Source organism: Pseudomonas sp. No.21 (genome assembly GCF_054558415.1).
In genome coordinates this window covers 516,312-530,280 of record NZ_BAAJNO010000004.1, presented here as the reverse complement: position 1 = coordinate 530,280, position 13,969 = coordinate 516,312, and the positions used below count along the sequence as shown (strand labels likewise).

The following is a 13,969-nucleotide window of genomic DNA, read 5'->3' as shown; positions in this document are numbered from 1 at the left end:
ACGGCCACCCGGATGCGGGCGGCCTGGTAACCCTAGACCGGGCTGGAGCGCCCGGTCATCTCGCGGGCCATTTCCGTGGCGTAGCTGTCGGTCATCCCGGCGATGAAGTCGATGACCCGCAGGAACGAGCGGTACAGCGGCCAGGACGGGTCCGGGGCGTTGTTGCCGAGCAGGTCGAGGATGCGCCGGTTCTTGAACGAGGGGGTGCGCCCGCCGTGCTGTTCCAGCGCCGCGCCGCAGAAGGCGTTGAGGAGGATCTCCAGGGTGGTGTAGGCGCCGATCTCGTGGAGCGTCTTGCGCTTGTCCTGGAAGATGCGTTCCCGCGCGATGGCCTTGGCGCGCAGCACGCAGTGCTTGGCCGGCCCGTGCATGTGCTCCACCAGGTCGCCCTGCAGGGTGCCGGCGAGCAGGGCGTCCTGCTGGTCGACGAAGGCATGTGCGGCGGCATTGGTCAGGTGCTCGATGGCCTTGCCGCGGAGGATCGCCAGCTTGCGCCGCCGCGAGTCGCGCGGGCCCAGTTGCCGGTAGGTTTCCGGCAGGTCGTCGCCCACCAGGCCGAGCAGCACCGCCTCGACCTCCTCGTAGTCGAGCAGCTCCATTTCGAGGCCGTCCTCGAGGTCGATCAGTGCGTAGCAGATGTCGTCCGCCGCCTCCATCAGGTAGACCAGCGGATGGCGCGCCCAGCGCTGTTCCTCCAGTTGCGGCAGGCCCAGCTTCTGGGCGATCTGCTCCAGCAGCGGCAGTTCGCTCTGGTAGCAGCCGAACTTGTGCTTCTTGTAGCCCAGGGCCTCGGCATGGCGGGCCGTCCAGGGGTACTTGAGGTAGGTGCCGAGGGTGGCGTAGGTCAGGCGCGTGCCGCCGTCGAACTGGTGGTATTCCAGTTGCGTGAGCACGCGAAAGCCCTGCGCGTTGCCTTCGAAGCTGAGGAAGTCGGCACGCTCGGTCTCGCTCATGGCGTCCAGCCAGCCGCGCGCGGACGCCTGCTGGAACCAGTGGCGGATGGCGTCTTCGCCGGAGTGGCCGAAGGGCGGGTTGCCGATGTCATGGGCCAGGCAGGCGGACTGCACGATCACCCCGAGGTCGGCCGGGTCGCACCAATCCGGCATCGCATCGCGCAGCACTTCGCCCACGCGCATGCCCAGCGAACGCCCCACGCAGCCGACTTCCAGGGAGTGGGTCAGGCGCGTGTGGATGTGGTCGTTGCTGGAGACGGGGTGGACCTGGGTCTTGCGCCCCAGGCGTCGGAAGGCTCCGGAAAAGATGATGCGGTCATGGTCCTTGTGGAACGAACTGCGGCCCAGTTCCTCGGTGCTGTGCACCGGTTTGCCGAGCCGTTCACGGGTGAGCAGTGTCTGCCAGTCCAACGCCAGTCCTCGCCGTTCAGTGGCTGAAAGGGGGCTAGCTTCCCGGTTAACGCGGAGCGCCGCAAGGGGACCGAGGGCGAGTGTGGGAGTTCCCCGCGCACCGGGGGTCACAGGCCGGCGGCGTCGATGTCCACCAGCAGCAGGCGGCCGCCGTTGTCGATGAACTGGCCGGCGGTCAGGCAGTACTGGTTGGTGGTGGCGTCGCGGTAGGTGCTGGAGAGGGTCAGCCGGCGCTCTTCCCAGCCCTCGGCGAGCAGGTGATAGAAGTACGGCCGCCAGGACCAGTTGTGGCCCAGGTAGCGGGCATCTTCGTGCCAGCCCTGGCCTTTCCATTCCAGGTTCGGGGTGAGCTGCGTACCGTTGCGGTCGCACTGGTAGATGCGCAGCAGCCAGGGGTACTGCTCGGGCGAGGGCAGGGATGAGAGCGGCGCGTCGCCCTCGGCCCAGGTGCGCAGCTGGTTCATCAGCAGGGTGAGCTGCTGGCGCATGGTCATCAGCCGCGCGCGCTCGGCCAGCTTGCGCTGTACGTATTGGTCGCGCAGCTGGGCGAAGCGGTCGACGAAGGCGTCGGCGGCGAAGAATTCCAGCTCCGGCTTGGCGAACAGGTAGCCCTGCACGTAGCGGGCGCCGCATTCCAGGGCGAAGTCCAGCTCGGCCTCGGTCTCCACGCCCTCGGCGATGATCCAGCAACCGGTCTTCTCGGCCATCTGCGCCAGGGCCTTGACCACCTCGCCGCTGGGGCCGCCACGCGCAGCGGCCTGGAACAGCTGCATGTCGAGCTTGAGGATGTCCGGCTGCAGGGCGAGTACGCGGTCGAGCTGGGAGTAGCCGGCGCCGAAGTCGTCGATGGCGATGCGCGCGCCGGCCTGACGGTAGCGGGCGACCACGTCCGGCAGGCGCTGGCTGGCGCCGCCCAGTTCGGTGATCTCGAAGACGATGCGCTCGGGGGCCACGCCGTTGCGTTCCAGCTGCTTGAGGCTGGGCAGCGCCTGGCCGGGGTGCAGGCGGCTGATCCAGCGCGGCGAGATGTTGATGCTGAGGAACCAGTCCGCAGGGGCCTGGTGCAGGCGTGCGAGGGCGTCTTCGCGGATCTCCCGGTCGAGGCGGCGCAGGGCTGCAGGCGGCACCTTGGAATCGGCGAACAACGGGCCGACCGACAGGAGCCGGCCGTCATCCTGGCGCAGGCGCCCCAGGGCTTCGACCCCGGCGATGCGTCCTGTCGCGGTGTCGATGAACGGCTGGAAGCAGGCAAGCGGTTGCCCGTCTATCACGGTGACTCCTTAGGGCTGGCCCGAAATGCACGCGCTCGCCGAAACGACGCGGAGGGAGCCGGCTGCTACCGGCTCCCTCCCAAAGCAAGAATGTGGCCAGCTTGTCCTACGATCAGACCTTGGTGGTAGACGGCGGTTTGACGTCAGAACGGCGCCAGGCTCCGCCCAGCAAGGGCAGCAGCGTGGTACCCAGGCGCAGCAATCGAGTCAGATTGCCACTACGGGCGGCGAAGAAGCCCAGCGCGGCGACGCCGGCGATGCCCCAAAGGGGGGCGTGGGGCAGGGCGCCCAGTTGCTGCTGCCAGCCGCTGGCGATGCCCTTGGCGCGGCGCAGGGGCTGGGTGAGCACCAGGGTCTCGTGGCGGATCTCCTGGCGATGCATCTCCAGGCGCAGGCGCACCAGCGCCTTGCGCAGTTCGCGGCGGGAGGTGGTGCGGTGCGTTTCGGGCAGGCTCATGGCAGCAGGCGCTCGCGGTCCTGGGCCAGCTCTTCGAGCGTGGCGGAGAAGGGTGAGGACTCATCGTCCACGGCCTGTTTCAGGCGCCAGGCGCAGTAGAGGGTGAGCACGAGGTAGAAGAGGCACAGGCCGCCCATGGTCTCCAGCCGCGCGGTGTCCCAGAAGATCACCAGCAGCAGCGCGGAGAGCGCCACCAGCAGGAGCAGGGCGAAGATCAGCGACAGCCCGGCGAACAGCAGCAGGCGCAGGGTGTTGGCCTTCTGTTCCTGCAGCTCGATGCCGAACAGCTCGACATGGCTGTGCAGCAGGCCGAGGAACGCGGCGCCTAGGCGCCGCGGGGAGGGGCCTTGGCCCGCGCTCTGCGGGCCGGATTCCATTCCCGGCTCCATGGTCAGCGACGCGAGGCGAGCAGACCGAGGAGGAAGCCGATGCCGGCGGAGAGGCCGATGGTCTGCCAGGGATGTTCCTGCACGTAGTCCTCGGTGGCGGCGACGGCGGCCTTGCCCTTGTCGACGATCTTCTCTTCGGTCAGGTGAAGGGTCTCGCGGGCGCGCTTGAGGGATTCGTGGATCTGCAGGCGCAACTCCTCGGCCTGGTCGCCAGCGAGGCTGGCGGTGTGCTGCAGCAGTTTCTCGGTGTCGCCGACGAGGGCCTGGAATTCGGTCAACAGGTCATCCTGAGCGCGGCTGGCGGTCTTGCGTGGCATGGCGTGGATCTCCTTGAGGGCTGGGAAGGCTTGGTAGTTGTGAGTCGCCGCGCCGGGTTTAGGTTCCGGTGATATTCGCTCGGGCGCTGGTATGGCGCTTGCAATGCCCTGGTGCGCCAGAGCGTCGGTGTGCCCCGTTATCGGGCATCACGCGGGGCTTCGACAGGGCTGTCGAATCCTGGCAAGCACATGAAAAACAAAGAGAAAGCCTGAAAATTCAAACTGCCGTCTTCACCACGTCGCCCCGTTATGGCCACCGGCTCCGACCCGTTCGGGGGCGTACCGGCTTCAGCGTGGTGCACGTCCGGCGCGATTTGATCCGTATTGGTGCTTTTTCCCTGCCGGAGCCTTCCTGCCAATGGAAAACCTCAACAGTGCCGTGCAAACCCTGATCCACGGCTCCAACACCCTGTTCATCCTGATGGGCGCCGTGATGGTGCTTGCCATGCACGCCGGCTTCGCGTTCCTGGAAGTGGGCACCGTGCGCCAGAAGAACCAGGTCAACGCGCTGTCGAAGATCCTCTCGGACTTCGCCATCTCCACGCTGGCCTACTTCTTCATCGGCTACTGGGTGGCCTATGGCGTGACCTTCCTGCAGCCGGCCGGCGAGCTGGCGGCGGACCACGGCTACGCGCTGGTGAAGTTCTTCTTCCTGCTGACCTTCGCCGCCGCCATCCCGGCGATCATCTCCGGCGGCATCGCCGAGCGCGCCCGCTTCGGTCCGCAGCTGTGCGCGACGGCCCTGATCGTGGCCTTCGTCTATCCCTTCTTCGAGGGGCTGATCTGGAACGGCAACTTCGGCCTGCAGGACTGGCTGAAGGCGAGCTTCGGCGCCAGCTTCCATGACTTCGCCGGCTCCGTGGTGGTGCACGCCGTGGGCGGCTGGCTGGCCTTTGGCGCGGTGCTGCTGCTGGGGCGCCGTGACGGCCGCTACCGCGATGGCCGCCTGGTGGCCTTCGCGCCGTCGAACATTCCCTTCCTGGCGCTGGGCTCGTGGATCCTCATCGTCGGCTGGTTCGGCTTCAACGTGATGAGCGCGCAGACCCTGCAAGGCGTCAGCGGCCTGGTGGCGGTCAACTCGCTGATGGCGATGGTCGGCGGCACGGTCGCCGCGCTACTGGTGGGGCGCAATGACCCGGGCTTCCTGCACAACGGCCCGCTGGCCGGCCTGGTGGCGATCTGCGCAGGCTCCGACCTGATGCACCCGGTGGGCGCCCTGGCCACCGGTGCCATCGCGGGCGGCCTGTTCGTCTGGGCCTTCACCGCGACCCAGGTCAAATGGAAGCTGGACGACGTGCTGGGCGTATGGCCGCTGCACGGCCTGTGTGGCGTCTGGGGCGGCATCGCCTGCGGCATCTTCGGCCAGGAGGCCCTCGGTGGCCTGGGCGGCGTCAGCCTGGTGAGCCAGTTGATCGGCACCGGCCTCGGCGTGCTGGTGGCGCTGGTGGGCGGCTTCCTGGTCTACGGCCTGCTGAAGAAGACCCTGGGCGTCCGCCTGTCCCAGGAGCAGGAGTACTACGGCGCGGACCTGTCGATCCACAAGATCGGCGCGACCAGCCAGGATTGATGCGCCCAGGTCGTCCGGACGGGATCGCAGGAATGAAGAAAGCCCGCCATATGGCGGGCTTTTCCATTGCACGGCGGGTGACTACCAGAGCGGTACCACGTAGCTGACGATCAGGCGGTTCTCGTCGATGTCGCTGCCATAGTTGGTGGAGCGTACCGTCGCGTTGCGCCATTTCACGCCGAGGTTCTTCAGCGGGCCGTCCTGGAAGACGTAGGCGATGTCGGTGTTGCGTTCCCACTCCTTGCCTTCGGGGCGACCGGCGCCCAGGTCGACGTTGTCGCCGGACAGGTAGCGGGTCATGAAGGTCAGGCCGGGGATGCCCATGGCGGCGAAGTTGTAGTCGTAGCGTGCCTGCCAGGATTTTTCGTCCTTGGCGGCGAAGTCGCCGATCTGTACGTAGTTGACCAGGAAGGGGTCGGTGCCGTTGATGTAGGCGTAGCCGGTGTCGCCGCTCATGCTCTGGTAGCCGAGGCCGAAGGCGTGGCCGCCCAGGGCGTAGGTGAACATGGCACCGAAGGCCTTGTTGTCGACGTTGCTGCTGCCTTCGTCGGTGGAGCGGGCGTAGCGGATGTCGCTCTTCAGCGACTGCTTGTCACCCAGCGGCAGGGTGTGCAGGACGGTGAAGATGTGTTGCTTGTAGAACTCGTCCAGGTTGCCGTAGTTGTAGCCGGTGGCGAGGTTGTCGTTCCACTTGTAGGTGGCGCCGGCGAAGTTGAATTCGTCGCTGGTCTGGCCGCCGCGGAAGGTGATGCCACGGGCGCCGCCGGCACCGGTGGCGGCGACGCGGCTGTTGGTGATGGTCATGTCCTCGTAGTCCGAGGAGTCGCGCTGGTTCACCTGCTTGAGCTGGCCGGCGTCGAGGGTCAGGCCGTCGATTTCCATCGAGTTGATGTGGCCACCCTGGAAGGTCTGCGGCAGCAGGCGCGAGTCGTTGTACTGCACCGTGGGCAGCTTGGGCAGCAGGGTGCCGACCTTGAGGACGCTCTTGGAGGCGCGCAGCTTGGCGGTCAGGCCCACTTCGCCGTATTCGTCCTGGGCGCGGTTGGGCGCTTCGCGGTCGCGCTTGAGCAGGCCGGTGCCGGTGCGGTCCGGGCTGGAGTCGAGCTTGATGCCCAGGGCGCCGATGGCATCGACGCCGACGCCGATGGTGCCTTCGGTGAAGCCCGACTCGTAGCGCAGCAGGAAGCCCTGGGCCCACTCCTCGGCCTTGGACTGGGCGGCGCCGTCCTGGCGGAAATCACGGTTGAAGTAGAAGTTGCGCAGCTCGACGCTGGCCTTGCTGTCTTTCAGGAATTCGGCCTGGGCGAGGCCGGGCAGGGTGAGGCCGGTGCTGAGCGCTGCCAGGGCGATGGCGTGCGCGAGCGAGGTCTTGCTCATTGTTATTGTCTCCTCGTTGGGGTGGCGGGGCGGTTGGGCCGCCCCGTTACAACGAGTGGAATTAAGCATCCGGTAACACAATCGTCATTTAGACATTGGTCGCCCTCACTGCACCCACTGCGGGTAGTAGCCGAGGCGATCCTGCACGGCGGCGTCGTGGGCCGGCACCACGGTCAGGTCCGGTTCGGCCTGCAGCAGGTCGTGAACGCGCCGGAGCTGGGCGAGGGTGCCGTCGCGGTCGTTGTCGACCATCCGGCGGCTGACCCAGAACTTCTCGTGGGGCCCGGTGAAGCCTTCCAGGCGCCAACTGGTGTCGCCGGTGAAGAAGAAGCGGCGGCCGTCGTCGAGGGTGAGGAACAGGCCCACCGAGCCCGGGGTGTGGCCGGTGAGCGGCACCAGCACCAGGCTGCCGTCGCCGAACAGGTCGAGGCTCTCGTCGAACCCCATGTAGGGCTCGGGCTGGAAGTCGAAGGGCCGCCAGAGGATCTCGTGGGTGAACTGGCTGGGCAGCACCGCCGGCGGCGCGGCGATGTGGCTGAACTCGATCTCCGCCCAGGGCGCCCACACCGGCACCTCGGGAAAGTCCGCCAGGCCCGAGGCGTGGTCCCAGTGCGCGTGGGTGAGGAGGATGCGGTCGACGCGGATGCCGTCGCGGTCCAGTTGGTCACGCGCGGGGATGACGTCCTCGTACTTGAACAACGGCTTGTCCCACCAGGGCATGTCGCCCTTGAACTGGGCATCCACCTGGCGCCCCAGGCCGGTGTCCAGCAGCAGGTTGGCGGCGTGGTGCTGGATGAGCACGGCGGTGTGGTTGACCGCGACGGTCCTGGTCCACTGGCCGCCCTCCAGGGTGAAGGCGTCGAGGGTCTCGGCGTGGGCGGTCTTCACCAGGGCGAAACGCAGGCCCTGGGCGCTGGCGAAAGGGCTGGCGGCCAGCAGCAGGCCGGCGAGGAGGAGGCGGAGCAGGTGCATAGGGCTTCCTTGCAGTGGCGGGTGTTCAGAGGCGGGGCAGTTCGACGTAGCCGGGCAGGGCGCGGATGCGGTCGCACCACTGGCGGATGTGCGGGTAGGGGCTGAGGTCGAGTCCGCCTTCTGCGGCCATCGCCAGGTAGGGGTAGTTGGCGACATCGGCGACGCTCGGTGCCTCGCCTTCGGCCAGCCAGGCGTGCCGGCCCAGTTGCAGTTCCACCATCGCCAGCACCTGGCGCGCCTTGGCCTGGGTGGCTTCGAGGTCGCCGGGCCGACCGAACAGCTTCATCACCCGCGCGGCGGCCGGGCCGTGATGCAGCTCGTTGGCGGCGTAGCTCAGCCAGCTGGCGATGCGGCCCTGCTGCAGGGCGTCGTCGGGCAGCCACTGCGGCGCATAACGGCGTGCCAGGTAGACGAGGATGGCCTGTGAATCCGCCAGCACCTGGCAATCCTCCAACAGCATGGGCACCTGGCCACGGGGATTGAGGGCGAGGAACGCCGCTCGCTTCTGTTCACCCGCTGCCAGGTTGACCGTGACGACCTCGGCACGCTGGCCGATCAGGCCGAGGAACAGACGGACCTTGTAGCAGTTGCCGGAAAGCGGGAAGTCGTAGAGCTGCATGGGGGAGGCCTTGGTAGTGATTGTGCGACTGGATATTAGACAGACAGGTCTGTATATTTCAAGCGCCAACCCTGTCGCGTGCCTCAGAGGCCGGTGCGATGCGGGTTTGAGCCGGTGCGGGCGGATACGCATAATGCGCCGGTCAGGAGGTTCCACATGGCTTCGAGCAAACGCGATCAGTTGATCGACACCGCCATCGCGCTGTTCTACCGCGACGGTTTCCACGCCACCGGCATCGATCGGATCCTTGCGGAGTCCGGGGTGGCGAAGATGACGCTGTACAAGCACTTCAAGTCCAAGGAAGAACTGATCGAGGCGGCGCTGCGCCAGCGGCTGGAGCCGAGCCGCCAGCTGATGGCCTGGGCGCTGGAGAACCTGTCGCCGACGGCGGCGATCCTTGCCGTCTTCGATGGCCTGCACCAATTGCTCCATGGCAGCGAGTTCTTCGGTTGCGCCTTCGTCAACGCCGCTGCCGAGTTCCATGACCGCGACCACCCGATCCACCGCGTCGCCGCCATGCACAAGGCGAACGCCGAGCAGCACTTCCGCTCGGCGCTGGAGCGCCTGGAGGTCCCGGAGCCCGAGCGCCTCGCGCGGCAGCTGCAGTACCTGATGGAAGGGGCGATCACCATGGCCCACATGCAGGGGCCCGCGCAGCAGGCGCTGGAGGCCAGGGACGCCGCTGCCGTGCTGCTGCAGGCGGCGGGTGTCGCTGTATCGGGCACGCCGAACTCCTGACGTCAATATCGGTCGCTGCCGTCCATCGGCGGGTGATGGATTCGTTCTCAAGGTTTCCCGGGGGATGCCGTCAAATCGGTGTACATCCGATTTTCCGGGACTGCCGCTATGAAGACTCTCGATTCCCTGGCTTCCGCAACCACGCGCCCGAGTTACCTGAACAAGATCGACAGCGCGACCCGTAATGCCACCAACGCGCAGAACGTGCTGACCAACCGCGTCGCCCAGCGCCTGGGTGTCGAGCCCGGCACCCTGGCCGGCAAGACCCAGGACGACTACACGCCCGACAAGGTGGCCGGGCGCATCCTCGACTTCGTCGGGGGCCGCATCCAGGCCGAGGCGGCCAAGGGCGCCGACCCCGAGAAGCTGCAGAAGATGCTCGACCAGGCCCGCGAAGGCGTGGAGAAGGGCTTCGCCGAGGCGAAGAAGATCCTCCAGGGCCTGGGTGTGCTGGGCGGCAAGATCGCCAGCGACATCGAGGACACCTTCGGCAAGATCCAGGACGGCCTCGACAACCTGGCCAGCTCCCTCGGCCTGGATGGCAAGACACCGAGCACCGGCACCTCCGGCAGCACGGGCGTCGGCAGTTCCAGCCAGAGCTTCTCCGCGCGCTCCTCGACCTTCGACATGGAGGTGACCACCAAGGAAGGCGACAAGGTGAAGATCTCCATCGCCCAGGCCTCGGCCGACTGGCAGACCTCCTCGACGAGCTCCGGCAAGGACGGCACCGGCAGCGTCAAATCCGAGTCCGGCAGCCTGCAGATCGGTGGCTGGAAGGTGCAGGTGGACGGCGACCTCAACGACGACGAGAAGGCCGCGCTCAATGACCTGCTCGACCAGGTGCAGGACATCTCCAGCAAGTTCTACTCGGGTGACCTCAACGGCGCCTTCGACCGCGCCCTGGCCCTGGACATGAACGGCGACCAGCTGGCCTCCATGTCGCTCAACCTGACCCAGGCCACGGTCAAGGCCACCAGCACCTACGGCTCCGTGGCCCAGGAGGGTGGCCAGCCGGCCAGCGCGGTGAACACCTCGCTGCAGGACTATGCCAAGGGCATGCTCGAGGCGCTGAGGAACGCCGCCAAGCTCTCCGACGACCCGAAGGGCACGCTGCAGGACCTGCTCAACGGTGGCTTCTCGCTCAACGAGCGCCTCAGCGACAACCAGCTGGACAAGGCCCAGGCGTTCAACAGCAAGCTGCTGGACGGGCTGCAGAACCTCCTGCCGGCCACCGCCAGGGACGACTCGGCCAAGGCCTGAGGCATGCTAGAATCCGCGCCTTTCCTGATTGGCGAGGCGCGTGGCGATGCTCCCCGAATGCAGCCTGTTCGGCACCCTGGGTTGCCATCTCTGTGAAGTGGCGGAGGGCGTGCTCATGCCCTTCGTCGAGCATGGCCTGATGGTCGAGCTGATGGACATCGCCGAGCGCGAGGAATGGATGGACGACTACGCCCTGCGCATTCCCGTGCTGCGTCGCTGCGATACCGGTGCCGAGCTGGACTGGCCCTTCGACGCCGCCAAGGTCGCTGCCTTCCTCGAACACTGACCGCTGGTCGGCTGCTCCCTCCCAGGCCCTGCTCCCTTCACCGGTCACCGCGTCCCGTGGTGACTGCTCTCCTGCCGATCAATCCCCCTTTCACGGAACGGATTGTCGATTCAATGCAACAGTGAATACCTTGCCAAATGTTTCATCGGCCGTATGATTGCCCAGTCAGTTACTGCCTAGGCAGATATTAGCCAATGAAGCACTACAGCCCCGCCGACTACCCCTTCACCGGCTCCATCGGCCAGTACATCGGGCGTTCCGCGCTGCTCAAGGACCGCCTGCTCGACCGTTACCTGGCGCCCCTGGACATCACTTCCGCCCAGTTCAAGGTGCTGATGTTCATCTACATGGACCGCGCCAACACCCCGGCCGACCTGTGCCGTGAGCTCTCGGTGGACAGCGGCTCCATGACCCGCATGCTCGATCGCCTGGAGAAGAAGGGCCTGCTGCTGCGCAAGCCCTGCCCGGAGGATCGCCGCAGCGTGCGCCTGGCCCTCAGCGAGGACGGCCTGCGCATCAGCCGGCAGATGCCGGAGATCGTCGCCGACGCGATGAACGAACTCACCAGCCCGTTGACCAGCGACGAGCTCCGCACCCTGGTGGGGCTGCTGGGCAAGATCCTGCAAGGGCGCGACCCGTGCGCGCCGCTCGGAGCGACCGACCATGAATGAATACAGCCGCACGGCCCGCCTGGGGCGTAGCGCCCTGGTGCTCGGTGCCGCCCTGGCCCTGGCCGCCTGCGCCAGCTCCAGCGGCCTGGAGCCCGAGGGCAGGACTCTCGATGCCGCCTCCCTGGAGGCCGGACGCAGCCTGGCTGGCACGCCTCTCAGCGCCGCCGCCTGGCCGCGCCGGGACTGGTGGAAGCAACTGGGTGACGCCCAGCTCGACGCCATGGTGGATGAAGCCCTGGCCGGCTCGCCGGACCTGCAGGTGGCCAGCGCCCGTACCCGCAAGGCCCTGGCCGAAGCCCAGGCGCAGGACGCCGCGCGCATGCCCAGTGTCAACGCAAGCGCCAGCTATTCCGGTGCCCGCGCGCCGGAGAGCGTGGTGCCCGCGCCCATCGGCGGCAGCTATGCGGCGGTGAAGTACCTGTCCCTGGGGTTCAACTACGACATCGACCTCTGGGGCGGCCAGCGCGCCGCCTGGGAAGCCGCGCTCGGCCAGGCCCGCGCCGCCGAGGTGGACCAGCAGGCCGCGCGCCTCAACCTGTCCGCCAGCGTCGCCCGCGCCTACAGCCAGCTCGCCTATGCCTTCGTCGCCCGTGACCTGGCGAAAGAAGAGTTGAATCGCTCCGAACACCTCTACAGCCTCAGCAAGCAGCGCCTGGCCGCCGGCCTGGACAGCAAAGTGCAGCTGCAACAGAGCGAGGCCCAGCAGGCCGCCGCGCGCCAGCAACTGCTGGCCGCCGAGCAGCAGATCGACAGCGACCGCATCACCCTCGCCGTATTGCTGGGGCAGGGCCCCGACCGTGGCCAGCGCATCCAGCGCCCCCTGGTGCTGCAGCCCACCGCCCTGGCGTTGCCGTCGGACCTGCCGGCCGAGCTGCTTGGCCGCCGCCCGGATGTGATCGCCGCGCGCTGGCGCGTCGAGGCGGCGAGCAAGGGCATCGAGTCGGCCAAGACCGGCTTCTATCCCAACCTCAACCTCAGCGCCATGGTCGGCCTCGCCGCCCTGAGCAGCGGCGACCTGTTCCAGGGCGGCAGCCGCTTCTACCAGGTGGCGCCGGCCCTCTCCCTGCCGGTGTTCGACGGCGGCCGCCTGCGCGCCAACCTGGCCGGCGTGGATGCCGACTACGACCTGGCCGTGGCCCAGTACAACAAGACCCTGGTGGCCGCCCTCGGCGAGGTCAGCGACGACCTCAGCCAGCTGCGCTCCCTGGCGCAGCAGATCGAGGTGCAGCGCCAGGCCCGCGATATCGCCAAGTCGAACTACGACCTCGCCATGCGCCGCTACGGCGAAGGCATCGGCAACTACCTGGACGCCCTCAGCGTCGAGCAGCAGTTGCTGGTCACCGAACGCCAGCTGGCCAGCCTGGACGTCCAGCAGATCGACACCTCCGTGCGCCTGGTGCAGGCCCTCGGCGGTGGCTTCCAACCCGAACCGACTCCGCTCGCCCAGGGCGCCCGCCCGGCCGCCGCTGAATGAACGAGGCACAGACCATGACCCCCCAGACTTCGGAAACCGCCGTCCAAGGCAACCCCAAGCGCAAGCGGATGCTGCTGATCCTGCTTGCCGTGATCCTCATCGTCGCCGCCCTCGGCTTCGCCTGGGAGCAGCTCTTCGGCCGCTGGAGCGAGCACACCGACGACGCCTACATCGGCGGCAACGTGGTGCAGATCACCCCGCAGACCGTGGGCACCGTGACCAGCATCGGCGCCGATGACGGCGACCTGGTGCACGAAGGCCAGGTGCTGGTGCAGTTCGATCCGAGCGACGCCGAGATCGGCCTGCAGCAGGCCGAGGCCAACCTCGCGCGCACCGTGCGCCAGGTGCGTGGGCTGTACAACAGCGTGGACGGCTACAAGGCCGAGGTGGCGTCGAAGAAGATCGCCCTGCAGAAGGCCCGGGCGGACTTCGACCGCCGTCGCAACCTGGCCAAGGACGGCGCGATCTCCCAGGAGGAGCTGGCCCACGCCCGAGACGCCCTGGATTCCGCGCAGAGCGCCCTGACCAGCGCCGAGCAGCAGCTCAATACCAGCCGCGCGCTGGTGGACGACACCGTGATCGCCTCCCACCCGGATGTGAAGGCTGCCGCCGCGACCCTGCGCCAGGCCTACCTGGAGGACGCCCGCGCCACCCTGGTGGCCCCGGTCACCGGCTACGTCGCCAAGCGCACGGTGCAGCTCGGCCAGCGCGTGCAGCCCGGCACCGCGCTGATGGCGGTCATCCCCCTGGACCAGGTGTGGATCGACGCCAACTTCAAGGAAACCCAGCTGAAGAACATGCGCATCGGCCAGCCGGTGGAGATCGAGTCCGACCTCTACGGCGGCGACGTGAAGTACAGCGGCACGGTGGACAGCCTGGGCGTCGGCACCGGCAGCGCCTTCTCCCTGCTGCCGGCGCAGAACGCCACCGGCAACTGGATCAAGATCGTCCAGCGCGTACCGGTGCGCATCCGCATCAACCCCGACCAGCTCAAGGAGCACCCGCTGCGCATCGGCCTGTCGATGAACGTCAAGGTCGACCTGCACGACCAGAGCGGCCCGTCCCTGGCCCAGCAGGCACCGAAGCAGCCGCTGTTCGCCACCGACGTTTACCAGCGCCAACTGGCGGAAGCCGACCAGTTGATCGAGCAGCTGATCCACGCCAACGGCCCGGACGCCACCCACACCACCGCGCAGCGCTGAGACGG

15 protein-coding genes are annotated in these 13,969 nt (G+C 67.7%); 7 read left to right on the top strand and 8 right to left on the bottom strand.

What is annotated here, in order from left to right:
* Positions 1 to 32: 32 nt before the first annotated feature.
* From ACYJSS_RS10845 to ACYJSS_RS10825, 5 genes are all read right to left on the bottom strand, one after another.
* Positions 33 to 1,364: a deoxyguanosinetriphosphate triphosphohydrolase gene (locus ACYJSS_RS10845; RefSeq protein ID WP_111263988.1), complete on the bottom strand. Its 1,332-nt coding sequence runs from the start codon at positions 1,362 to 1,364 to the stop codon at positions 33 to 35.
* A gap of 107 nt (positions 1,365 to 1,471) precedes the next feature.
* Entirely contained in the window at positions 1,472 to 2,635 is a 1,164-nt protein-coding gene (locus ACYJSS_RS10840) for an EAL domain-containing protein (protein ID WP_111263987.1), read from the bottom strand.
* Between the two features lie 112 nt (positions 2,636 to 2,747).
* Positions 2,748 to 3,092 carry a hypothetical protein gene (locus ACYJSS_RS10835; protein WP_111263986.1) on the bottom strand — a complete coding sequence of 115 codons (345 nt, stop codon included), beginning with the start codon at positions 3,090 to 3,092 and terminating at the stop codon, positions 2,748 to 2,750.
* Positions 3,089 to 3,481 (bottom strand): phage holin family protein, encoded by a 393-nt coding sequence (locus ACYJSS_RS10830; RefSeq protein WP_371921732.1) that lies wholly within the window; start codon positions 3,479 to 3,481, stop codon positions 3,089 to 3,091. The genes ACYJSS_RS10835 and ACYJSS_RS10830 overlap by 4 nt, the downstream gene beginning before the upstream one ends.
* A 2-nt stretch (positions 3,482 to 3,483) precedes the next feature.
* Positions 3,484 to 3,798, bottom strand: a complete 315-nt coding sequence (locus ACYJSS_RS10825; protein WP_111263984.1) for an ElaB/YgaM/YqjD family protein — start codon at positions 3,796 to 3,798, stop codon at positions 3,484 to 3,486.
* A 358-nt stretch (positions 3,799 to 4,156) separates the two neighbouring features.
* Here ACYJSS_RS10825 and ACYJSS_RS10820 point away from each other — a divergent pair, with 358 nt between their 5' ends.
* A complete protein-coding gene (locus ACYJSS_RS10820) occupies positions 4,157 to 5,365 on the top strand; it encodes an ammonium transporter (protein ID WP_236205729.1) in 1,209 nt (402 codons plus the stop codon).
* Between the two features lie 81 nt (positions 5,366 to 5,446).
* Here ACYJSS_RS10820 and ACYJSS_RS10815 read toward each other — a convergent pair whose 3' ends face one another.
* The 3 genes from ACYJSS_RS10815 to ACYJSS_RS10805 form a co-directional block, all read right to left on the bottom strand.
* Positions 5,447 to 6,742: an OprD family porin gene (locus tag ACYJSS_RS10815; RefSeq protein ID WP_236205730.1), complete on the bottom strand. Its 1,296-nt coding sequence runs from the start codon at positions 6,740 to 6,742 to the stop codon at positions 5,447 to 5,449.
* Positions 6,743 to 6,847: 105 nt separating this feature from the next.
* Positions 6,848 to 7,714, bottom strand: a complete 867-nt coding sequence (locus tag ACYJSS_RS10810; RefSeq protein WP_236205731.1) for an MBL fold metallo-hydrolase — start codon at positions 7,712 to 7,714, stop codon at positions 6,848 to 6,850.
* A gap of 25 nt (positions 7,715 to 7,739) precedes the next feature.
* Positions 7,740 to 8,333 (bottom strand): glutathione S-transferase family protein, encoded by a 594-nt coding sequence (locus ACYJSS_RS10805; RefSeq protein WP_236205732.1) that lies wholly within the window; start codon positions 8,331 to 8,333, stop codon positions 7,740 to 7,742.
* A gap of 156 nt (positions 8,334 to 8,489) precedes the next feature.
* On the opposite strand from ACYJSS_RS10805, the gene ACYJSS_RS10800 reads away from it, so the two are divergent.
* From ACYJSS_RS10800 to ACYJSS_RS10775, 6 genes are all read left to right on the top strand, one after another.
* A complete protein-coding gene (locus ACYJSS_RS10800) occupies positions 8,490 to 9,071 on the top strand; it encodes a TetR/AcrR family transcriptional regulator (RefSeq protein WP_236205733.1) in 582 nt (193 codons plus the stop codon).
* A gap of 108 nt (positions 9,072 to 9,179) precedes the next feature.
* A complete protein-coding gene (locus ACYJSS_RS10795; RefSeq protein ID WP_236205734.1) occupies positions 9,180 to 10,331 on the top strand; it encodes a DUF5610 domain-containing protein in 1,152 nt (383 codons plus the stop codon).
* Between the two features lie 46 nt (positions 10,332 to 10,377).
* A complete protein-coding gene (locus ACYJSS_RS10790; protein ID WP_111263977.1) occupies positions 10,378 to 10,617 on the top strand; it encodes a glutaredoxin family protein in 240 nt (79 codons plus the stop codon).
* A 194-nt stretch (positions 10,618 to 10,811) separates the two neighbouring features.
* Positions 10,812 to 11,288 carry a MarR family winged helix-turn-helix transcriptional regulator gene (locus ACYJSS_RS10785; protein ID WP_111263976.1) on the top strand — a complete coding sequence of 159 codons (477 nt, stop codon included), beginning with the start codon at positions 10,812 to 10,814 and terminating at the stop codon, positions 11,286 to 11,288.
* The gene (locus ACYJSS_RS10780) at positions 11,281 to 12,762 is read left to right on the top strand and encodes an efflux transporter outer membrane subunit (RefSeq protein ID WP_236205735.1); all 1,482 of its coding nucleotides are present in this window, start codon (positions 11,281 to 11,283) and stop codon (positions 12,760 to 12,762) included. The genes ACYJSS_RS10785 and ACYJSS_RS10780 overlap by 8 nt, the downstream gene beginning before the upstream one ends.
* 14 nt (positions 12,763 to 12,776) lie before the next feature.
* The gene (locus tag ACYJSS_RS10775; protein WP_111263974.1) at positions 12,777 to 13,964 is read left to right on the top strand and encodes an HlyD family secretion protein; all 1,188 of its coding nucleotides are present in this window, start codon (positions 12,777 to 12,779) and stop codon (positions 13,962 to 13,964) included.
* Positions 13,965 to 13,969 lie beyond the last annotated feature (5 nt).